Consider the following 19,907-nt stretch of genomic DNA (forward strand, 5'->3'; position numbering starts at 1 on the left):
CGAAAGCAATATGGTAGAAGAAGAGCGGCGGCTGATGTATGTGGGCATTACTCGTGCTCAGCGCAGCTTAACGATTAGCTATTGCGGCAAGCGCCGCCGTGCCGGGGAGTGGCAAATCACCGAGCCAAGCCGCTTTTTAAAAGAGCTGCCTCCCGATGACATCGTTATTAGCGGGCGCTTGGCGGGAGACAAGCCAAAGCCTGCCATGACTAAAGAAGAGCGTAAGGCGAAGAATGCCGAGTTAATGGCACGGATTGGTAAGTAGACTAAAGACTTGCTGATTTGGATCTAATTCCCCTGATTGGGATGGCGTATGCTTACTGGTGTGATAAAAACACCTTTCGCTATTTTGATTTAACTGCTTCATTGACGGGGATTACCACAATAGGCTTGAGCAAAAATATGTGCTTGGGCAGAGTAAGCGTTTTGTAGGTATGATCGCGATCAAAACCAAGAAATAAGTAAGCAATATGGGCAAGCGCCCGATATTTGATATTTTCCTTGATGTGCAAATTTCCCCTTATTCAGGAGTATTACCTAATGATTAGAGGCACAAAGATTGTTGCAACCCTCGGCCCAGCCTCCAACGACCCTAAAGTTTTGGAACAGCTGATTGTGGCTGGGGTAAATATGGTGCGCCTGAATTTCTCCCACGGCACGGCACAAGACCATACTGACCGCGCTAATTTAGTTCGCGCGATTGCAGAGCGCCTTGGGCAATCTGTGGCGGTGCTTGCTGATTTGCAAGGCCCAAAGATTCGCGTTGGTAAGTTTGAGCAGGGCAAGATTGAGCTAGAAAAAGGCGCTGCGTTTATCTTAGATGCGGCTTGTGAGTTGGGTAATCAGGATTATGTAGGCCTAGATTACAAAGAACTGCCTAATGATGTTTTCCCTGGTGATATTTTGCTGCTTGATGACGGCAAAATTAAGCTGGAAGTTATCTCGGTAAGGGGTGTTAAAGTCTTAACCAAGGTTTTGGTGGGCGGTACCTTATCTAATAACAAGGGTATCAATCGTCAAGGTGGCGGCTTAACGGCTCCAGCACTGACAGATAAAGATATGGCAGACATCAAAACCGCAGCAGCCTTAAATGCTGATTATGTGGCGGTGTCTTTCCCAAAAAGTGGCAGCGACATGCATTTGGCGCGCACTTTGTTATTGGCTGCAGGTAGCCAAGCCGGCTTGATTGCTAAGATTGAGCGTACTGAAGCCATTACCAATCTGGCAGAAATTTTAGAAGCATCCGACGGTATTATGGTGGCACGTGGCGATTTGGCGGTTGAAGTGGGCGATGCTGCCGTGCCTGCTTTACAAAAACGCATGATTAAAATGGCTCGTCACATGCGTAAGTTATCCATCACCGCAACACAAATGATGGAATCCATGATCAGTAGCCCAGTGCCTACCCGTGCTGAAGTGTCTGACGTTGCTAATGCGGTGTTGGATGGTACCGATGCGGTGATGCTGTCGGCTGAATCGGCTGCGGGTAAATATCCCGTTGAGGCTGTAGAAGCGATGCTGCGCGTTTGCCAAGAAGTAGAAAAACACGCCGATATGCAAAGCGATAATGATTTTATTACCGCCGAAGGTGTAGAGCGTATCGATCAGGCGATTTCTATGGCGGCAGTATATGCAGCCAGTCATTTGCCGATGCGTGCCATTGTGGCGCTGACTGATTCGGGTACTTCGGTGCTATGGCTGTCACGTTATATCAGCGCCGTACCTATTATGGCGGTGACACAAAATATTGCAACTTACCGCAAGCTGGCTTTGTATCGTCATGTACAGCCAATGTTGATGCCAGAATCGGTAGGCAATGAGCGTGATGCACAGATTGCCCACGTGAAAATGGCCTTGGTGCGTGATGAGCGCGTCAATGCCGGCGACAGCTTTGCCATGACTTGGGGTTCTCAAGCAGGTTTGGGTGCTAATACCTTGCAAATTATCGCGGTATAAAAGCCACTCACTCAATTGTAGAGGCACGGCAGGCCGTGCCTTATCTGCTTAAATAATGCACAAAGGGGCGCGGGAAACTGTGCCCCTTTGCTATTGAGGGTCTGGTGTGAAATAACTTCCCAACAAAATAAACCGTCATCCCCAAATGTTTGTCTCGGGGATCCAGCCGCGCTGCTGGATTCCCGCCAAAGGCACGCGGGAATGACGGTGTTTCAGAGGAGGGAAGTTAATCATGAGCAAATCCTTAGCGGCTCAAACTGCCATTCGGTGAGATCATTGTCAGCTCTACAAAATTAGAGCCTTGACGTTTTTTATCGCTAAAGTCTAAATTAAATCCGCCTAAGTCATAATTCTTTAGGCTACTGAGCGCATTGTAAACGCTGCTACGGCTAGGGTTTTTTCCTGCTCGCTTGATGGCTTCAACGGTGATTCTGGCCGCTAGATAGCCTTCTAAAATAGCGTAGGAAGGACGCTCATCCCCTTTTAATACACTGGCAGCGTCTTCTTGAAATTCCCGAATCAAGGCCAGCTTAGTATTGTTTGGAAAAGGATAGGCTTGGCTAATGCCTAAACCATGCGAAACGCGGCTATTAATTTGCTTATTTACTTCTTCAAATTGCACGGGGGAGAGCGCATAAAGTTGTGATGTGCCACCCAGCTCTTTAAATTTCTTAATAAAACTGGCTGCAGGTTTGGATATAGCTACCAGAATAATCGCTTCTGGATTGAGCTTTGCCATGGCTTGAGCAGAAGGCGAGGTATTAGCGGTATTTTTTTCATACCAGCTTTCACCGGCTAATTTAAGCTGCCGTTTAGCTAGTGCAGTATTAAGTGCCTCATAGCCTGCTTGGCCATAAGCATCACGCTGCGCAACGACGGCAATTTGCGTTGCGCCTAAATTGGTGTTGAGTAGTTGAATTATTCGCTCTATTTCTTGCCCATAACTCGCACGGGTATGAAATATATAGGGATGATTGCGAATAATATCGGCACCCGAATGTACCCCAATTAAGGCTATATTGGCCCTTTCTAATGTTTTAGATTTGATTAGCTCTGAGGTGTTATTTGTGCCATAAAATGACACGAGTGCAATTGCGTTTTGCTTATCAATTAACTCTTGGGTATTGGCAATAGTACGTTTTGCATCATTGCCATCATCCCTGATCTGGTGATTAATTGCCTCACCGTTAATTCCGCCGTTGGCATTTACTCTAGAGAAATAAAGTGTTGCGCCGAGTGCTAATGCTTTGCCAGTTTCGGCATCAACGCCGGTAGTAGGGACAGATTGACCAATTACAATTTCAGCCTGGCATAATGGTGTTAATAGCAGGCTAATGCATAGCATGGCTTTCATCATGGCATTGCTCCCTTTTTTATTATGGGGTGTAACCGATAGCGGATATTAGTTTATTGTTTGTCGGTGGTATAGTGGCACAAACTTTTATATAGGAAGTCATACCCATGCGTAGAGGGGTATATGCAGGTAGTTTTGATCCGGTCACCAATGGTCATCTATGGATGATTGAGCATGGGGTGCGGATTTTTGACGAAATGATTGTCGCAATTGGCGATAATCCAGATAAATCCTACACATTTAGCTTGGCTGAGCGTTTGGCCATGCTCAGAGAAACCACTGCACATTTACCTTCTTTACGTGTGGAATCATTTGAAAATTCATTTTTAGTTAATTACGCCCGTGAACAAGGTGCGCATTTTATTTTGCGTGGTATTCGCGAAGCGGCTGATTATGAATTTGAGCGCAAAATGCGTTATGTAAATGCCGATTTAGCCCCGCATATTGATACAGTATTTTTAATGCCACCGCGTGAAATTGCCGAAGTCAGCTCTACCATGGTGAAGGGCTTGGTTGGCCCTGCGGGGTGGCAAGGTGTGGTGCAGCAATACGTGCCAGAGCCGGTGTTTAATCGCTTTGTGGCATTAAGGTCGCAGATGTAGGGTGCGCCTGAAATTTTGATCAGGGGCAGAGTGTAGGCGGGCACAAAATCGGTGCCTGCCTTGCAAGGTGTTACACTTCTGCTTTTATGTGCTCAAGATTTTAAAAAATGGCTGATATCGCTAGCTTTCGTAACCGCCTTGCCAAAAATGTAAAACACTGGGGTAAGTGGGCCCGCCGGCAGGGAATTACTTGCTACCGTGTGTACGATAAAGATGTGCCCGAGTTTCCCGTCATTGTTGATTTTTACGAAGGCCGTATTCACTTGCAAGAAGTGGCTACCGGCTGGATGGAAAGCGATGAAGACCACGCCGTATGGCTGGAAGACATCCGCAATGCCTGCGCAAGCGTGTTTGATATTGCAGAAACCAGCGTGGTGCTGAAACTGCGCCAGCGGCAAAAAGGCCTGCAGCAGTATGAAAAGCTGGAAGGCGAGCTGTCTGAAGACTTTGTGGTGGAAGAAAGCGGGCTTAAATTCTGGGTGAATTTAGGTGCTTATCTGGATACCGGCTTATTTTTGGATCACCGCAATACGCGCAAACAGGTAATGAGCGAAGCCAAGGGTAAGCGCTTTCTGAATTTATTTAGCTACACTGGCTCATTCAGTGTTTACGCCGCAGCCGGTGGAGCCACGCATACCACCACCGTGGATATGTCAAATACCTATTTAGAGTGGGCAGAGCGTAATTTCGCTTTAAACGGCATGGATCCCTCCCGCCATCAGCGTGTGCGCGCCGATGTGTTTGAGTTTTTGTCAGAAGCCTTAAGCGAACCCATCCGTTACGATCTGATCGTGATGGACCCGCCATCGTTTTCTAACTCCAAAAAAATGAACGGTATTCTGGATATCCAGCGTGATCAATCTTGGCTGGTAGAAAGCGCAATGGGCCTGTTAAAGCCGGGTGGCGTGCTGTATTTCTCTAATAATCTACGCACCTTTACTTTGGATGACTGGCTTAAACCGATGTGCACCGATGTATCTGCAGAATCGGTACCGGAAGACTTCAGAAACCGCAAAATCCATCAGTGCTTTAGATTTGTGAAGCCCTAATTAGTACTGCTAAATCCTGAACCACAGAGAACACGAAGAGCACCGAGTTTCACAGAGAAATACGATTTTTTGATTTTCTCTGTGACCTCTGTGCTCTCATTTTCTCTGTGGTTTAAGGTTAGGCACATTTAAATACCAAGCTGACTTGCTTGTCTGGAACGCCCCGTCAATGAACAATCCCTATTTCTCCTTTCCCCTTGTGCTGGTTGATCTGGAAACTACGGGGGCGAATCCTCAGCGGGATCGCATCACCGAAGTAGGCATTGTGCAGATTGATGAGCAGGGCAGCCGCAGCTGGTCGCGCTTAGTGAATCCTGAGCAAGCCATCCCCGAGTTTATTCAAGAATTAACTGGCATCAGCAATGAGATGGTGGCAGATGCGCCGCTGTTTGCTGAGATTGCAACTGAAGTTTTGGATTTGCTGCAGGGAAGGGTGTTTGTCGCGCATAACGCACGGTTTGATTACGGCTTTTTAAAGCAAGAATTTAAACGCCTCGGCATGCGTTTACAGGCGCAAGTGCTGTGTACGGTTAAGCTCTCCCGCAAGCTGTACCCCAATGAGCACAAGCACAGCTTAGACGCGCTGATTGCTCGCTATGGGCTGACTTTTAGCGGTGGCCGCCATCGCGCACTCACCGATGCCGAGTTATTGCAGCAGTTTTTAGAAGTGGCGCTCAAAGATCATGGCGCGGACGTATTACATCAGGCGATCGCAGAATTACTGCGCCAACCCGCACTGCCACCGGCACTAGACCCTGCACAGATTGACGAGCTGCCCGAATCATCTGGTGTGTACATTTTTTATGGCCACGATGATGTCCCGCTTTATATTGGTAAAAATCACAATATTCGTAAGCGGGTGCTGGCGCATTTTAGTGACGGCAATCCCAAGGAAGTGCAGCTGGCTAAGCGCACCCAACGGCTGGCTTGGCATGAAACCTCTGGCGAGCTAGGGGCTTTACTGCTGGAAACCAGCTTGGTGTCTAGTTTAGAGCCTAGCTATAACCCGCCGCAGCGACGGATCAAAGAGCTTGGCGTTTGGCGTTTGGTAGAAAAAGACCAAGTATTACAGCCGTACTGGACACCATGGGCCGAGGTGGGCTCTGAGCCGGTATTTGGCCCTTTCCGTTCCCGCCGCGAAGCCGCCAATGTGCTGAATAAAGTGATTGATGGTCACGGCTTATGTCGGCAGATTTTAGGTTTGGAGCCAAAGCCAAAATCCTTGGCTCCCTGCTCGGCCTTTTTGGAAGGCCGCTGCCGTGGCGCCTGCGTGGGGCGCGATCTCACGCATAACGCCCGCTTTGCGGCGGCAATGGATCGCTACCAATTCCCAGCATGGCCCTACCAAGGTGCAGTCGCCCTTGCAGAAGGCCCGGAATGGGCGCCCGTGCTGCAAGTGTTTGATCAATGGTGCTATCTAGGCGCAATCAACAGCCTCGCCGAACTTCCCGCTCTGCTGGCCAAGCCACGCAAGTTTGAGTTGGATGTGTTTAAGCTGATTCAGAAAGAATTCAAAAAACGGGTAAGAAGCTTGCAGATGCTGGGTGAAGTAAATCTTTAAACCCCAATCTTGAAACACGGAGGGCATAGAGGACTCGGAGTTTTACGGAGAAAACCTTGGGGCGAATAAGTCGCTTAAATGGATCTTTTGATGCTTTTATCCTTCTCCGTGGCCCTCCGTGTTCTCCTTTTTCTCCGTGGTTCAAGGTGTGGGTTTTGTTGTATTAAGCCGCGTAAATCACAAACACAGTCGGGCGTTTGTGCAGATCAGGTTTTGCACCGCTTTTCCAATCCGCCGCTGTTTTGCTGACGATAAACTCATTGGTGGTGGTTAAGTCACACGCTACGGTGAGCTGGGTGCTGCCTTTTAAACCGAGTAAAAGCGCATCAAATAAAGCGCCGTTGCGGTAAGGCGTTTCGATAAAGAGCTCGGCTTGTTTATTGCGATAGGAATCGTTTTCTAGCGTGCGAATTGCTTCAAGGCGTGCAGGGTCTTGCGCTGGGATATAGCCATTAAAGCGAAACTTCTGCCCATTGGCACCAGCCCCCATCAAGGCGAGCAAGATCGACGATGGGCCGACTAGTGGCGCTACTTTAATGCCTTTACGGTGCGCTAAACGAATCAAGTTTGCACCTGGGTCGGCCACGCCGGGGCAGCCCGCTTCGCTCATTAGGCCTACATCGTGGCCATCCAGCAGCGGCTTTAACAGGGCACTGAGCGCATCTTCCTTAGTATGCTCGTTCAGCTCTTCCATCCACAGGCTGCGCAGCTCGTGCGGGGTGCCAAATTCCTTTAAAAAGGCCCGTGCAGTTTTAGGGGCTTCAACAATAAAGTGCGTCAAGCGCTGCGCTGTGGCGAGTACGTCCGCCGGAATCACGCTGGCTAGTGTGTCTGTACCTAGTGGGACAGGAATCAAATACAGGGTGCCGCTCATAGCAGTGGAAATCCTTCGTTTTTTAACATGGTAATTAATTCAATCAGCGGCAGGCCAATAATGGCGGCAGGATCTTTGCCCTCGATGGCAGCAATCATCACAATACCAAGGCCTTCGGTTTTGGCGCTGCCAGCACAGTTGTAGGGTTTTTCGCGCTGCAAGTAGGATTCGATCTCGGCATCGGTGTAATCACGCATCGTGACACGGGTAATATCTACACAATGCTGCTCTTGGCCTGTGGCCGTGTTGTAAAGGCAAAGTGCAGTATGAAATGCCAGTGTGTGGCCGCGCATTTTGCTTAACTGATGAACGGCGCGCTCATGAGTGCCGGGTTTTCCTAGCTGCTCGCCATTTAAAAGGGCGACTTGGTCTGAGCCAATAATCAGGCTATCCGGGTATTGATCAGCAAGTACGCGGGCTTTAGCAATGGCAAGGCGCAAGCTGGTATCGCCCGCTGTTTCATTTGGCAGGGCGCTTTCATCTAAATCTGGCGCAGCCGTTTCAAAAGAAATGCCAAGGCGTTCAAGCAATTCTTTGCGGTAAGGTGAGGTTGATGCGAGGACTAATCGAGGTAAGTGCATGGATTTGTTAGACTCTTACGTAAATGACTTTGACAGGGTAGTGCTCAAGATTGTATCATGCGCGGTTTCTTGTATTCGTTCTGGTTCCTTATGATTGTTATTCACAGCGGTCAATTCGCTCTTGAGGGTGAAAAGATTGAAGGTACGATCCCGCTGTCTGAATTAGGCCGCTTACATGATCTGCTTGCTAGTACTGAGGGCAGCATGGTCTGGAAGTTGTCTAGTGGCATTGATAAGTTAGAGCGGCCGTGGTTGTTTGTTGACGTGGAAGGCGAAGTTCAACTCGTTTGCCAACGTTGCTTAAAGCCGATGCCCTTTTTTGTTAATGTGGGTAGCACTCTCGTACAGTTTCCAGACGAGGCCCATCTTAATGATGCGGAAAACGCTGACGAAGATCTCGAAGGCATCGTTATCGATCCCGAGCTTGACGTTATTGCGTTGATAGAAGATGAAATTCTGCTTGCCCTGCCTTTCGCGTCTAGGCACGAAGACTGCGGTGCAGATCGTATTGTTTTAAAAGATTCAAAACCGAATCCGTTTGCTGTCCTGGCTCAGTTGAAAACCAGGGAAGCGGAATAACAACTGTAGGACGCTTCTAAAAATTGTAGTTTCTAAGCAAGGCAAGGCGCGAACAAACAATATCGATGCAGCATATTGCTTATATGTAAGGCGATATTTTTTGTGAGCAACGCAGTATCGCGACGGAAATATGATTTTTAGAGGTGTCCTCTAATTTAAAACTGGTTTTCAAGGAGCTACATCATGGCTGTTCAACAGAATAAAAAGTCCCCGTCCAAGCGTGGCATGCGTCGTGCACACGACTTCCTGACCGCTCCAGCGCTGGCAGTTGAAGCAACGACTGGTGAAGCACATTTGCGTCACCACATCTCCCCAAATGGCTTTTACCGCGGTCGCCGCGTTATTAAAGCTAAGGGCGAGTAATTCCCTTTATAACCTTTTGGTTATAATATGCGGCGCAAGCGGGCAACCCTTGCGCCGTTCGCCGTTCTGGATTCCCCAGTCTGTGCCTCATTGGAGTTGTGATTGAAGCGTGCTTCTGAGCTTGGGTATTTTGCTTGGATATTGCTCTCCTGCTCCTTACAGGACTTGTAGCCCCCGATGGATATCACCGTTGCCGTTGATGCAATGGGCGGCGATCATGGCACGCACGTTACTGTGCCTGCAGTGCTTCGCTTCCTAAAAGAATTTCCCCATGTGAGTGTTGTGCTCGTTGGCCTGCCTGACGCTCTTGCCGTTGAATTAAAAGCTTGCCATGCCACGGTAGGCCCCCGCTTGCGTGTACATGCCGCCAGCGAAGTGGTCACGATGGATGAATCGCCTCAGTCGGCAATGAAGAATAAAAAAGATTCTTCGATGCGCGTCGCCATTAATTTGGTGAAGTCTGGTGATGCCAGTGCTTGCGTTTCGGCCGGTAATACTGGCGCGCTGATGGCCACTGCACGCTTTGTGCTTAAAACCATTCCAGGTATTGATCGCCCTGCCATTGCCAAAATGATGCCATCTAGCCGCAATGAGACCTGCGTGCTAGATCTGGGGGCGAATGCGGTGTGTACGCCACACAATATTTTGCAGTTTGCGATTATGGGCTCGTGCTTGGTGGCGGCAACTCGTCAAATCGAAAACCCGACGGTTGGCTTGCTTAATATTGGTTCAGAAGACCAAAAAGGCAATGAGACGGTTAAAGAAGCATCCGAGCTACTGAAAGCATCTCGGCTTAATTTCCAGGGCAATGTAGAAGGTAACGATATCTATCGCGGCTCGGTGGATGTGGTGACTTGTGATGGCTTTACTGGCAATGTGGCACTGAAAGCTTCGGAAGGTCTAGCTAAGATGCTTGCCGAATTTTTAAAACAAGAATTTACCCGCAGCTGGTGGACGCGCATTATTGCGCTCTTGGCGTGGCCGGTATTGGCTCGTTTTAAGGCTAGAGTGGATCCACGCCGCTATAACGGTGCCTCCTTATTAGGCTTAAAAGGCATCGTGGTGAAGAGCCATGGTAGCGCAGACAAAGTGGCTTTTTATTGGGCCCTGAGACAAGCGATGGATGAGGCGCGCTCAGGCGTGATTCAACGCATTACCGAACAGGTTCAAGATCAGCTTGCAGAATTGGCAGCTAAAGAGACTGTCATCGAATAAGGGGTTATGTATGTACGCTCGCATTGTTGGCACAGGTTCTTACTTACCGGCTCGTATTCTTACTAATCAAGAGCTGGCCGAGCGCGTTGAAACAAACGATGAATGGATTGTTTCACGCACGGGTATTCGTGAACGCCATATTGCCGCTGAAGGTGAAATGACGTCTGATTTGGCCTTAAAAGCCGTTGAGGCTGCTCTTGCAGCCGCTGGTGTGGCTAAAGAAGAAATTGATTTACTGATTGTGGCAACTACCACCGGCGATCAAATTTTCCCTTCAACAGCATGTATCTTGCAAGATAAGCTGGGCGTGCATGGTTTTCCGGCGTTTGATGTGCAGGCTGTTTGTGCAGGCTTTATCTATGCCTTAAGTACGGCTGAAAAATTTGTTAAAACCGGTGCGGCTAAATGCGCCGTGGTGGTTGGCGCAGAAACGCTGTCACACCTGATTAATTGGGATGATCGTGGTACGTGCATCTTGTTTGGTGATGGCGCGGGGGCCGTGGTACTGAAGCCTTCGGAGGAAACTGGGATTCTGGCCACAGAATTGCGCGCAGATGGTCGTTATCGTCATATTTTAAAAGCTGATGCCAAAGTAAAATATGGCAGCTTGACGGGTAGCCCATGGCTATATATGGAAGGCAATGCGGTCTTTAAGTTTGCGGTAAGGGCGTTGGCTGATGTGGCGGTGCAAACGCTAGAAGCGGCAGGCTTGGCGCAATCTGAAATTGATTGGCTAGTGCCGCATCAGGCGAATATTCGTATTATTGAATCCACCGCAAAGCATCTTGGTTTAAGTATGGATAAAGTAGTGGTTACGGTGGCGGAGCATGGCAATACCTCTGCCGCCTCGATCCCTTTGGCTTTGGATGTTGCGGTGCGTGATGGACGGATTAAAGCTGGGCAGAAAGTGCTAATGGAAGGAATTGGTGGTGGTTTTGCCTGGGGTGCTGTTATTGCCCAGTTTTAATCAGCATAACGGCGCAGTAATGCGCCGTTTGTCTATCTGGCATTAAAATAACTGTTTGAATTTTACAGCGCCGGAAAGGGGCTATAAAGGCCCCCTTAGCATGGCATGCAGGAGTAAAAAATGGCATTAGCATTTGTATTTCCGGGCCAAGGCTCGCAATCGGTAGGCATGATGAATGGCTGGGCAGATTTGGCGGTAGTGAAAGCCACTTTTGACGAAGCCTCGGCTATTTTAGGGCAAGACTTATGGCAAATGGCTGCTGAGGGCCCTATTGAGCTCTTGAATGCAACCGTCAACACTCAGCCATTGATGTTAACTGCGGGTGTGGCGGTGTGGCGTGCTTGGCTGGCGCAAGGTGGCGCACAGCCTACCGTTTTGGCTGGGCATAGCTTGGGTGAGTACAGCGCTTTGGTGGCTGCCGAAGCGTTGTCTTTTGGGGATGCCTTGCAGTTAGTGCGTTTGCGTGCCGAGGCGATGCAAGAAGCCGTACCGGTTGGTACGGGGGCGATGGCGGCTATTTTGGGCTTGGCGGATGATGAAATCATCGCAGCCTGCATAGAAGCCGCTCAGGGTGAGGTGGTTGCGGCGGTTAATTTTAACTCGCCAGGACAGGTGGTGATTGCAGGTAGTAAGGCTGCCGTAGAACGCGCTTGTGATGCTTGTAAGGCACGCGGCGCGAAGCGAGCGATGTTATTACCAGTGTCTGTGCCGTCACATTGCGCTTTAATGCGTCCTGCAAGTGATAAGTTGCAACAAAAGCTAGATACAATTGTCATCAATACGCCTGTGATTCCTGTCTTGCATAATGCAGATGTGGCCGCATATACCGATTCAGCACAAATTAAAGATGCCTTGGTTCGCCAGCTTTACGAACCCGTCCGTTGGGTAGAAACAATCGCCAAAATGGCGCAGGACGGGGTGACTGTGATTGCGGAGTGCGGGCCAGGTAAAGTATTAGCAGGCTTGAATAAACGTATTGCAACAGATGCACAGCAAGTGGCTTTGGTCGATGCTGCGGCACTGCAAACATTAAAAGCAATGTTGTAAATATTTGTAGGGCGGGTGTAATTCGTCAAGATGTTTCATAAAAGCTTTGTAAAACGGCGGGTTGCACCCGCCCTAGATTCGTAGCTTTTGCTATTGATGGAGATTTTTGCATGAGTTTTGAAGGTAAAATTGCACTGGTAACGGGTGCATCACGCGGAATTGGTCAAGCGATTGCGCTTGATTTGGCGCGTGCTGGCGCGGTAGTGATTGGCACTGCAACAACAGATGCGGGCGCAGAGGCAATTACCGCTTATTTAAAAGAAGCAGGTAACACTGGTTGTGGCTTACGTTTACAAGTTACCGAAGAGGGTGCTTGTGAAGCGATTGTTGATTCAATTACCCAACAATTTGGCCCCGTAACTATTCTTGTTAATAATGCCGGTATTACCCGTGATAATCTGCTGATGCGCATGAAGGACGAAGAATGGGATGCCGTTATGGCAACTAATCTGCGTCCGGTGTATAAGCTATCCAAAGCAGTGATGCGTGGCATGATGAAAGCGCGCTGGGGCCGCATTATTAATATCGCTTCAGTGGTAGGGGCCACAGGTAATCCTGGTCAGGCTAACTACTCTGCAGCTAAAGCGGCCTTATTTGGTTTTACTAAATCACTGGCGCGTGAGATTGGTTCACGCGGGGTTACAGTGAATGCTGTAGCGCCTGGTTTTATTGATACAGACATGACAAAGTCGCTGCCTGATGAACAAAAGGCTAAACTGGTCGAACAAATTGCCTTAGGACGCTTAGGTAATCCGCAAGATATTGCAGATGCGGTGAGTTTTTTGGCGTCAGATAAAGCTGCTTACATTACAGGCAATACCCTGCATGTAAACGGCGGAATGTATATGAATTAGCGTGGTATCCATGCTGTAGGCAGAAGTTATTTTGCCGTTCAGCGTGGTTTTTTGGTTGTGCATTTCACCGAAGTTACTCGACAAACGTATGCTGTGACTGTTTTTTTGGTAGAATGCCGACGTTTTTTTTAGTAATTAAGACAAGGCTTGGGACATAAATTCATGGAAAACATCGAACAGCGTGTTAAGAAGATCGTTGCCGAGCAACTTGGCGTGCCGGAAACAGACGTTAAGATTGACTCATCGTTTGTAAACGACCTCGGTGCCGATTCTCTCGATACCGTTGAACTCGTCATGGCACTGGAAGAAGAATTCGAGTGCGAAATTCCTGACGAAGAAGCCGAAAAAATTACTACCGTTCAGCAAGCCATTGACTTTGTCAATGCTAACCTGAGCAAGTAATTCGTTTTTCTCGAGGCCCCTGCGATGGGCGCGTAAGCGTTTATTGTGGGGGTCTTGTTCCATCTGGTTTCGGCAAACCTGCTTGAACCAACTTACGGAGACTGCCCCGTGTCTAAACGCAGAGTAGTTGTCACTGGCTTGGGACATGTCTCGCCGGTAGGCAATGATGTGGCTACTGGTTGGGCAAACTTGCTCGCTGGTCAGTCTGGCATCGCTCAAATTTCCCGTTTCGATGCTAGTGACTTAGCTTGCACCATTGCTGGCGAAGTTAAAGGTTTCGATATTACCGAGTACATCTCGGCTAAAGACGCACGTCGTATGGATGTGTTTATCCATTACGGTATCGCTGCCGCCTTGCAGGCTATTAAAGATGCTGGCCTCGATGATGTTGCCGATTTAGATAAAACTCGCGTTGGCGTGAATATTGGTTCTGGTATCGGTGGCCTTTGGTCTATCGAGCAGACCAGCGCTGCCTTGCTTGAAGGCGGCCCGCGCAAAATTGGCCCGTTTTTTATTCCAGGTTGCCTGATTAATCTGGTTGCAGGCCATGTGACTATTTTGAAAGGCTATCAAGGCCCAAGTTACGGCATCGTGTCTGCGTGTACCACAGGTGCGCATAGCATTGGCGATGCGGCTCGTATCATCCAGTACGGCGATGCCGATGTGATGGTAGCGGGTGGTGCTGAAGGCGCGATTTCCCGCCTTGGCATGGGTGGTTTTGCGGCTATGAAAGCACTATCAACTCGCAATGACGACCCTGCTACGGCATCGCGTCCTTGGGATACTGGCCGTGATGGCTTTGTAATGGGGGAGGGCGCGGGTGTGTTGGTACTGGAAGAGTACGAGCACGCTAAAAAACGTGGCGCAACCATCTACGCAGAGTTGATTGGTTTTGGTATGAGCTCAGACGCCTACCATATCACTTCGCCAACGGCAGAAGGCCCAGCACGTGGCGTGACCAATGCCCTGAAAGATGCGGGCGTGAATCCGGATGAAGTGGATTACGTTAATGCACATGGTACGTCTACCCCAGTGGGTGATTCTAATGAAACCAATGCACTGAAAATTGCCTTTGGTGATCATGCTAAAAAGCTGGCGGTAAACTCAACTAAATCTATGACTGGCCATTTATTGGGCGGCGCGGGTGGTGTAGAGGCGATTTACTCCATTCTAGCGCTGCATAACCAAGTATCCCCTCCGACGATCAATATCTTCGAGCAAGATATCGCGGGTGGTTGTGATCTGGATTATGTAGCAAACACCGCAAGAGATATGAAGATTGGCGTTGCGATCTCTAACTCCTTTGGTTTTGGTGGCACGAATGGCACGCTGGTATTCCGTAAAATTTAATTAAGAATACCCCGCATAAAAAAAGGCTACTTCGGTAGCCTTTTTTATGCGGCTTGCAGAGCGTTAATCTACCCGCTGCAAAGTGTAATTGAGCTTGCTGATATCAAACCCCTGCTCTTTGGCAATGTCTAGTGCGTCATTGAGATCTTGGCTGCTGATGGTCTGGCTGCGGGATAATAGCCACAGATATTTATGGTTGGGATTGCCCACCAGCGCCCACTGGTACTCATCGCCTAAGCCAAACACCCAGTAATCTGCAGAGAATGGCCAGAAGAAGCTGACTTTTAGTTTGGCATTGCCACTATGCGGCACGATGCTGGCGTGGCCATCGGCCTCTGCAAAGCTGCCATCTTGCTTGCGGCAACGATTGACCACGGTGATTTTATCTTCACCCTGCTTGCTATAGTCCGCCGTGGTGTCTGCCACGCACATACGCTGAAAATACATAGGAAAGCTGGCAATCTCGTACCAACGACCTAGATAGCGCTCTACATCAAGTGAAGAGACTGAGTTGGCCGTGGTTTCGGCATAAAGACTGCTGCTAAGCATGATGGCAAGTAAGGCCGCAAATAAGGGCATGATTGTTTTCCCCTGTTTTTGTAATGTAACTCTATTTTAGCGCTAAAAATAACCGTTTTTGCAATTCTTGCTGGGTATTTAATCCGGCACTATCACTTGCCTGAGTGATAAGGTATAAGGCAACTCTCTCTGTTAGAAAACGACCTATGTACTGCTTATCTCTCCAAACTACTCCAGACCTATTGGCACTGCATGCCAGTGATCCAGCACGCTTTCCTGCTTTGGCTGAAACAGGTGGCGGCCACGCGGGTTGGGATATCTTATTTGCCCTGCCTCGGGAGCGGCGTATCTATGCTGCGGATGAGGGGGATGCTTTTGTCCGTGATTTGCGTGAACTGCCGCTGAATCTGAATTTAGCTCGTCCCGAAGATTTGCCTGCGGATGCGCCCTTTGTGGGGGGGTGGTTTGCCTATGCAGGCTACGAGCTGCTATCTACCTTTGAGCCACACGTGGCGCATCGGCTTGAAGCGGATTTTCCGGTTGCGGCATTGTTACGTATTCCTGCAGCCATTGTATTGCAGCGCCCCTCTGGCCAAGCTTGGTTAGTGGCGGAAACCTTAGAAGAGCTGGAGATGTTGGCAGAAAAGCTAGCCGCATGCCCTGTATTTAAACCCGCTTTGCCCCAAGTTGCATCCATTAGTGAGGACGAGCCAGCGGCCTTTTTACAAGGCGCAGAACGAGCCCTTATATATATAAGAGAAGGTGACGTTTTTCAGGTGAATTTATCCCGTGGCTGGGATGTGCAATTGGCCCAGCCATTAAGCCCCGCTGAGCTATTTGCCAGCCTACGTGTACGTAATCCAGCACCATTTTCAACCCTGCTAGATTTAGGCGTGCATGGCGCAGTGGTGAGTTCATCTCCTGAGCGTTTAGTTAAAGTAAAAGGCGATCAGGTCGAAACCCGCCCGATTGCAGGTACGCATCCTAGATCCACCGATCCTATTGAAGACGCCGAGCTAAAAGCGCGCCTACTTGCTACGCCCAAAGAGCGTGCCGAGCATATTATGCTGGTCGATCTAGAGCGCAACGATTTGGGCCGCATCTGCCACCCAGGCACGGTAAAAGTGGATGAGCTGATGGCCGTAGCCACTTACGCCTTTGTGCACCATATTGAATCCAATGTCCGTGGCACTTTAACGCCAGGCCAAACACCGGCAGATGTCTTAAGAGCGCTGTTCCCTGGCGGGACCATTACAGGTTGCCCTAAGGTTCGCTGCATGCAAATTATCAGAGAGCTAGAAGATAGGCCACGTTATGCTTACACGGGAAGCTTGGGTTACATCAACTTAGAGGGGTCTATGGATCTAAATATCCTGATTCGTACCTTTTTGCAAAAACAAGATCATCTCTATTTTAGAGCCGGTGCAGGGATTGTGATTGATTCAGATCCTGAGCGTGAGTTACAAGAAACTCGGCACAAAGCGCGTGGCTTACTGCGTGCTTTGGGCGTGCAAGAATAGGCGCTGCCTTTCAAAGGGATTTGTTTTTCTTAGGGTGGGTTTCACTCCAGTCCTATCAATTTAAGGGCACTGTTGATCGTTAAACTCTAGGCGATCAACTTAGATCTATCTATTGCAAGCATTGAAACATCGTAGGCCAGATGAAACTCGCGTTTTTTCAATGTCACTCGCGGGTTTCACTCGCCCTACGAATGGCATTTTGCTTAAATTGATAGGCAATTTTTTGATCGTTAAACTCTAGGCGATTAACTTAGATCTATCTATTGCAAGTGTTGAAGCATCGTAGGGCGGGTGAAACCCGCGTTTTTTTCAACGTCGATTAAAGGTTTCACCCGTTCTACGTTATTAACTTTGTATGACATGGCTTTTGATACGTATAGCTACTTCCTTACCATTTATATTTAACGGTGTAAGAATGATATTGCTTAATGGGCAGCTACAAGACACCATCAGTATGGCTGATCGGGCGTTTCAATTTGGTGACGGGGTGTTCCGTACCTTGCGCTGCGAAGGTGGGCAAATTGAGTTTTGGCAGCGACATTACGCACGCTTACAACAAGACTGCGCCGCCTTAGGAATTAATTGTCCTGCTGAGGCGGTATTGCTTGAAGACTTACGCCGGCTTGCACCGATTGATGCCACTCTTAAAATGATCATTACTCGTGGTGAAACCGCACGTGGCTATGGCGCGGTGGATTCACTGACGCCTAATCGAATTATTCAGCTTGCTGCACTGCCCAATTACTCTGAAGAATTGCATCAACAGGGGGCCAATGTGCGGGTTTGCAGCACAAGAGCCAGCTGGCAACCTGCCTTAGCAGGGGTTAAGCATTTGAATCGTTTAGAAAATGTTTTAGCGCGGCGTGAATGGCAAGATCCAAGTATTTTTGAAGGGCTGATGTTGGATAGAGATGGCTTGGTTATCGAAGGCGTAATGAGCAATGTGTTGGTTTTATGCGACACCCATTTATTCACCCCAAAACTCGATCAAAGTGGGGTAAATGGAGTGATGTGCGAGGTGGTTTTTGATGCTGCATTGCAGCATGGATTTGCGGTCGAAAAGCGAGCTTTAACGCTGGATGATGTCAAAAAAGCAGATGCAGTTTGGCTCACAAATAGCCTAGTGGGATTATTGCCAGTCGCCAATTTATGCGATAAGCATTTTCTACCGCATCCCGCACAGGCGCTACTATCGAAGGCGGTGAATCACTTGCGCCAGCTAGAAAAATTTGCGATTGTTGAGTTGCCGGATATGCCGAAAGGGTAATTTTTACTGGGGTGGACTAGAAGCTTGGCCTTATGCTGGCGCTCCTTGTCGGATCAGAACGCAAAAACGGCAAGCCCGAAAGCTTGCCGTTTTCACTGATTCTGGAGGAGAGAGGGGGATTCGAACCCCCGATACTCTCGCGAGTACGCCTGATTTCGAGTCAGGTACATTCAACCACTCTGCCACCTCTCCAAAGAGGAGACGAATTCTAGCGCAATTTTTACCCAAGGCAAAGCAAAGTTTGTGCTTTAGGGAGGAATTAGTGCAGAATGCGGCCGGTATCAACAAACGGGATGCGCATGAAACATTTGCTCATGGCTCTAGCAACAGTTGTCCTAACGGGTTGTGGCGATATGCCGCAGCAATCTTCCAACCAGGTTCTTCCTTGGGCAGAATCACAAGAACTCGTCGTACTGGTACAAAACGGTCCGACCACACTCTATGTCGATGCTGAAGGCAATTACGCAGGCTTGGAGTACGACCTCGTTACTCGCTTTGCACTAGCAAATGGGCTGAAGGTGCGTTTTATCGTGACCAACAGCTATGCCGAGTTGTTATCCAGGCTAAAGCAGCATGAAGCGCACTTTGCGGTGGGTGTGCAAAAAGATTTTGAAGGAGCAGGCTTGGCATTTGGGCCTGCTTACCAAAGCATTGAACCTGTCTTGGTTTACCCAAGCAGCCGCTCCGCCAGCAGTGTTTTAACTGAGCTGACAGCGGGTGAGGCTTTGATTAGCACCTTGCCACAGTATGTGATGGCGCTGAATAAGCTAAAGGTCAGCAAGCCCAATCTCAATTGGCAGATCGTCGAAGATGGTGATAGCGAAGATTTGATTGAGCGCGTGGCCAATGGTCAACTTAGCTACGCCATGGTTGATTCGCACGCTGCTGATGTTGCGCAAAATTACTTCCCTAAAGTGGCGATTAGCCGTGAAATGGGCTCTGCTCAGCAGTTGGCTTGGGCCGTGCCTGAGGGCGATAGCGAGCTGCATGGCTTGTTCCAAGGCTTTTTTAGCAAAATAGCTAAAAATGGTGAGCTGCGCAGCTTACTTGATCGATATTACGGCCATGTGAATCGCCTTGCGCAAGTTGATGCGATGGCGTTTTTGGATAAGCGCAAAGCCACTTTGCCACGCTATAAAAAGTGGTTTAAAGAGGCGGAAACAAAAACCGGCTTAGATTGGCGCTTAGTGGCCGCGCTGTCTTATCAGGAATCGATGTGGGATCCTGAGGCAGTGTCAATGTCGGGTGTGCGCGGCATGATGATGCTTACCAACGATACGGCTGAGCGCTTGGGTGTGAACCGCCTAGATCCCTATCAAAGTATTCAAGGTGGGGCGCGTTATATCCAAACCATGAAAGACAGCTTGGCAGAAAACATTACTGAGCCAGATCGCACTTGGCTGGCCCTTGCCGCGTACAACGTAGGCCTTGGCCACTTGCTCGACGCACGCGCCTTGGCCGTGAAGCTAGGCAAGAACCCAGATAGCTGGGTAGACGTGAAAACCACGCTGCCACTGCTGCGTAATCCGCAATACTTTAAATCTGCCAAATACGGCTATGCCCGTGGTGGCGAGCCGGTTATTTTTGTTGAACGCCTACGCACTTATTACGACATCCTAGTGCGCTTTGAAAGCCCTGTGCAAAGCACTATGCCGATACTTAGTGAGAATGTTGTGGTGCAAAACCCAAATAACTTACCACTAAATATCAATAATCGCGTGCTAGCCGCTAAGCAGGTTCGTACTGCTGCTTTGTAAACCTTACGGCTTAGGGTGCTTTATGCCCACGCCTTGAGTCGCGATACGCTCACGTGGGTAAGGCACCTAGCGTTAAAAAAGGGAGCCGCT

20 protein-coding genes and 1 tRNA gene are annotated in these 19,907 nt (G+C 49.0%); 16 read left to right on the plus strand and 5 right to left on the minus strand.

Annotated features, from left to right (window positions below):
* Together Q0R17_RS13020 and pyk are read left to right on the plus strand one after the other, a co-directional pair.
* Positions 1 to 265, plus strand: a 265-nt coding sequence (locus Q0R17_RS13020; RefSeq protein ID WP_293935726.1) for a 3'-5' exonuclease, incomplete at its 5' end; no start/stop codon positions are given.
* A gap of 275 nt (positions 266 to 540) precedes the next feature.
* The gene (gene pyk / locus Q0R17_RS13025; protein WP_293935727.1) at positions 541 to 1,956 is read left to right on the plus strand and encodes a pyruvate kinase; all 1,416 of its coding nucleotides are present in this window, start codon (positions 541 to 543) and stop codon (positions 1,954 to 1,956) included.
* A 244-nt stretch (positions 1,957 to 2,200) separates the two neighbouring features.
* Here pyk and Q0R17_RS13030 read toward each other — a convergent pair whose 3' ends face one another.
* A complete protein-coding gene (locus Q0R17_RS13030; RefSeq protein ID WP_293935728.1) occupies positions 2,201 to 3,313 on the minus strand; it encodes an ABC transporter substrate-binding protein in 1,113 nt (370 codons plus the stop codon).
* Positions 3,314 to 3,417: 104 nt separating this feature from the next.
* Between Q0R17_RS13030 and coaD the strand changes: the two genes are divergently transcribed.
* The 3 genes from coaD (at position 3,418) to Q0R17_RS13045 (ending at position 6,522) form a co-directional block, all read left to right on the plus strand.
* On the plus strand, positions 3,418 to 3,912 hold the full coding sequence (gene coaD / locus Q0R17_RS13035) for a pantetheine-phosphate adenylyltransferase (RefSeq protein ID WP_293935729.1): 495 nt from the start codon (positions 3,418 to 3,420) through the stop codon (positions 3,910 to 3,912).
* A 107-nt stretch (positions 3,913 to 4,019) separates the two neighbouring features.
* Positions 4,020 to 4,961 (plus strand): class I SAM-dependent methyltransferase, encoded by a 942-nt coding sequence (locus Q0R17_RS13040; RefSeq protein WP_293935730.1) that lies wholly within the window; start codon positions 4,020 to 4,022, stop codon positions 4,959 to 4,961.
* Positions 4,962 to 5,130: 169 nt separating this feature from the next.
* Positions 5,131 to 6,522 (plus strand): exonuclease domain-containing protein, encoded by a 1,392-nt coding sequence (locus Q0R17_RS13045; protein WP_293935731.1) that lies wholly within the window; start codon positions 5,131 to 5,133, stop codon positions 6,520 to 6,522.
* A 163-nt stretch (positions 6,523 to 6,685) separates the two neighbouring features.
* Here Q0R17_RS13045 and Q0R17_RS13050 read toward each other — a convergent pair whose 3' ends face one another.
* Together Q0R17_RS13050 and Q0R17_RS13055 are read right to left on the minus strand one after the other, a co-directional pair.
* The gene (locus tag Q0R17_RS13050) at positions 6,686 to 7,396 is read right to left on the minus strand and encodes an SAM-dependent methyltransferase (RefSeq protein ID WP_293935732.1); all 711 of its coding nucleotides are present in this window, start codon (positions 7,394 to 7,396) and stop codon (positions 6,686 to 6,688) included.
* Positions 7,393 to 7,977: a nucleoside triphosphate pyrophosphatase gene (locus Q0R17_RS13055; RefSeq protein WP_293935733.1), complete on the minus strand. Its 585-nt coding sequence runs from the start codon at positions 7,975 to 7,977 to the stop codon at positions 7,393 to 7,395. Before Q0R17_RS13055 ends, Q0R17_RS13050 begins: the two co-directional genes overlap by 4 nt.
* A 57-nt stretch (positions 7,978 to 8,034) precedes the next feature.
* Between Q0R17_RS13055 and Q0R17_RS13060 the strand changes: the two genes are divergently transcribed.
* The 8 genes from Q0R17_RS13060 to fabF all read left to right on the plus strand — a co-directional run bounded on the left by Q0R17_RS13060 (position 8,035) and on the right by fabF (position 14,754).
* Positions 8,035 to 8,556: a DUF177 domain-containing protein gene (locus Q0R17_RS13060; RefSeq protein ID WP_293935734.1), complete on the plus strand. Its 522-nt coding sequence runs from the start codon at positions 8,035 to 8,037 to the stop codon at positions 8,554 to 8,556.
* Positions 8,557 to 8,739: 183 nt separating this feature from the next.
* Entirely contained in the window at positions 8,740 to 8,919 is a 180-nt protein-coding gene (gene rpmF, locus Q0R17_RS13065; RefSeq protein ID WP_046351409.1) for a 50S ribosomal protein L32, read from the plus strand.
* A 177-nt stretch (positions 8,920 to 9,096) separates the two neighbouring features.
* Positions 9,097 to 10,134: a phosphate acyltransferase PlsX gene (plsX, locus tag Q0R17_RS13070; RefSeq protein WP_293935735.1), complete on the plus strand. Its 1,038-nt coding sequence runs from the start codon at positions 9,097 to 9,099 to the stop codon at positions 10,132 to 10,134.
* Positions 10,135 to 10,144: 10 nt separating this feature from the next.
* Positions 10,145 to 11,101 carry a beta-ketoacyl-ACP synthase III gene (locus tag Q0R17_RS13075; RefSeq protein ID WP_293935736.1) on the plus strand — a complete coding sequence of 319 codons (957 nt, stop codon included), beginning with the start codon at positions 10,145 to 10,147 and terminating at the stop codon, positions 11,099 to 11,101.
* Between the two features lie 120 nt (positions 11,102 to 11,221).
* The gene (fabD, locus tag Q0R17_RS13080; RefSeq protein ID WP_293935737.1) at positions 11,222 to 12,148 is read left to right on the plus strand and encodes an ACP S-malonyltransferase; all 927 of its coding nucleotides are present in this window, start codon (positions 11,222 to 11,224) and stop codon (positions 12,146 to 12,148) included.
* A 110-nt stretch (positions 12,149 to 12,258) separates the two neighbouring features.
* Positions 12,259 to 13,002, plus strand: a complete 744-nt coding sequence (gene fabG / locus Q0R17_RS13085) for a 3-oxoacyl-ACP reductase FabG (RefSeq protein WP_293935738.1) — start codon at positions 12,259 to 12,261, stop codon at positions 13,000 to 13,002.
* A gap of 162 nt (positions 13,003 to 13,164) precedes the next feature.
* The gene (gene acpP, locus Q0R17_RS13090; protein ID WP_125975770.1) at positions 13,165 to 13,404 is read left to right on the plus strand and encodes an acyl carrier protein; all 240 of its coding nucleotides are present in this window, start codon (positions 13,165 to 13,167) and stop codon (positions 13,402 to 13,404) included.
* Positions 13,405 to 13,512: 108 nt separating this feature from the next.
* A complete protein-coding gene (gene fabF, locus Q0R17_RS13095; RefSeq protein ID WP_293935739.1) occupies positions 13,513 to 14,754 on the plus strand; it encodes a beta-ketoacyl-ACP synthase II in 1,242 nt (413 codons plus the stop codon).
* A 63-nt stretch (positions 14,755 to 14,817) separates the two neighbouring features.
* Here fabF and Q0R17_RS13100 read toward each other — a convergent pair whose 3' ends face one another.
* On the minus strand, positions 14,818 to 15,333 hold the full coding sequence (locus tag Q0R17_RS13100) for a lipocalin family protein (RefSeq protein WP_293935740.1): 516 nt from the start codon (positions 15,331 to 15,333) through the stop codon (positions 14,818 to 14,820).
* A 146-nt stretch (positions 15,334 to 15,479) separates the two neighbouring features.
* Here Q0R17_RS13100 and Q0R17_RS13105 point away from each other — a divergent pair, with 146 nt between their 5' ends.
* Positions 15,480 to 16,793, plus strand: coding sequence for an aminodeoxychorismate synthase component I (locus tag Q0R17_RS13105; RefSeq protein ID WP_293935741.1), 1,314 nt, complete (start codon positions 15,480 to 15,482; stop codon positions 16,791 to 16,793).
* A gap of 415 nt (positions 16,794 to 17,208) precedes the next feature.
* The gene (gene pabC / locus Q0R17_RS13110) at positions 17,209 to 18,060 is read left to right on the plus strand and encodes an aminodeoxychorismate lyase (RefSeq protein WP_293935742.1); all 852 of its coding nucleotides are present in this window, start codon (positions 17,209 to 17,211) and stop codon (positions 18,058 to 18,060) included.
* 102 nt (positions 18,061 to 18,162) lie between these two features.
* Here the strand turns inward: pabC and Q0R17_RS13115 are convergent.
* Positions 18,163 to 18,252, minus strand: a tRNA-Ser gene (locus tag Q0R17_RS13115).
* Positions 18,253 to 18,359: 107 nt separating this feature from the next.
* Between Q0R17_RS13115 and mltF the strand changes: the two genes are divergently transcribed.
* Positions 18,360 to 19,817 (plus strand): membrane-bound lytic murein transglycosylase MltF, encoded by a 1,458-nt coding sequence (gene mltF, locus Q0R17_RS13120; protein WP_293935743.1) that lies wholly within the window; start codon positions 18,360 to 18,362, stop codon positions 19,815 to 19,817.
* Positions 19,818 to 19,907 lie beyond the last annotated feature (90 nt).

The organism is Iodobacter sp., from assembly GCF_025352645.1.
Taxonomy (GTDB): domain Bacteria; phylum Pseudomonadota; class Gammaproteobacteria; order Burkholderiales; family Chitinibacteraceae; genus Iodobacter.

Excerpts from the sequence above, each read along its gene's own strand:
- pyk (WP_293935727.1), top strand. The coding sequence starts at position 541 with ATGATTAGAGGCACAAAGATTGTTGCAACCCTCGGCCCAGCCTCCAAC.
- Q0R17_RS13030 (WP_293935728.1), bottom strand. The coding sequence starts at position 3,313 with ATGATGAAAGCCATGCTATGCATTAGCCTGCTATTAACACCATTATGC.
- coaD (WP_293935729.1), top strand. The coding sequence starts at position 3,418 with ATGCGTAGAGGGGTATATGCAGGTAGTTTTGATCCGGTCACCAATGGT.
- Q0R17_RS13040 (WP_293935730.1), top strand. The coding sequence starts at position 4,020 with ATGGCTGATATCGCTAGCTTTCGTAACCGCCTTGCCAAAAATGTAAAA.
- Q0R17_RS13045 (WP_293935731.1), top strand. The coding sequence starts at position 5,131 with ATGAACAATCCCTATTTCTCCTTTCCCCTTGTGCTGGTTGATCTGGAA.
- Q0R17_RS13050 (WP_293935732.1), bottom strand. The coding sequence starts at position 7,396 with ATGAGCGGCACCCTGTATTTGATTCCTGTCCCACTAGGTACAGACACA.
- Q0R17_RS13055 (WP_293935733.1), bottom strand. The coding sequence starts at position 7,977 with ATGCACTTACCTCGATTAGTCCTCGCATCAACCTCACCTTACCGCAAA.
- Q0R17_RS13060 (WP_293935734.1), top strand. The coding sequence starts at position 8,035 with ATGCGCGGTTTCTTGTATTCGTTCTGGTTCCTTATGATTGTTATTCAC.
- rpmF (WP_046351409.1), top strand. The coding sequence starts at position 8,740 with ATGGCTGTTCAACAGAATAAAAAGTCCCCGTCCAAGCGTGGCATGCGT.
- plsX (WP_293935735.1), top strand. The coding sequence starts at position 9,097 with ATGGATATCACCGTTGCCGTTGATGCAATGGGCGGCGATCATGGCACG.
- Q0R17_RS13075 (WP_293935736.1), top strand. The coding sequence starts at position 10,145 with ATGTACGCTCGCATTGTTGGCACAGGTTCTTACTTACCGGCTCGTATT.
- fabD (WP_293935737.1), top strand. The coding sequence starts at position 11,222 with ATGGCATTAGCATTTGTATTTCCGGGCCAAGGCTCGCAATCGGTAGGC.
- fabG (WP_293935738.1), top strand. The coding sequence starts at position 12,259 with ATGAGTTTTGAAGGTAAAATTGCACTGGTAACGGGTGCATCACGCGGA.
- acpP (WP_125975770.1), top strand. The coding sequence starts at position 13,165 with ATGGAAAACATCGAACAGCGTGTTAAGAAGATCGTTGCCGAGCAACTT.
- Q0R17_RS13100 (WP_293935740.1), bottom strand. The coding sequence starts at position 15,333 with ATGCCCTTATTTGCGGCCTTACTTGCCATCATGCTTAGCAGCAGTCTT.
- Q0R17_RS13105 (WP_293935741.1), top strand. The coding sequence starts at position 15,480 with ATGTACTGCTTATCTCTCCAAACTACTCCAGACCTATTGGCACTGCAT.
- pabC (WP_293935742.1), top strand. The coding sequence starts at position 17,209 with ATGATATTGCTTAATGGGCAGCTACAAGACACCATCAGTATGGCTGAT.
- mltF (WP_293935743.1), top strand. The coding sequence starts at position 18,360 with ATGAAACATTTGCTCATGGCTCTAGCAACAGTTGTCCTAACGGGTTGT.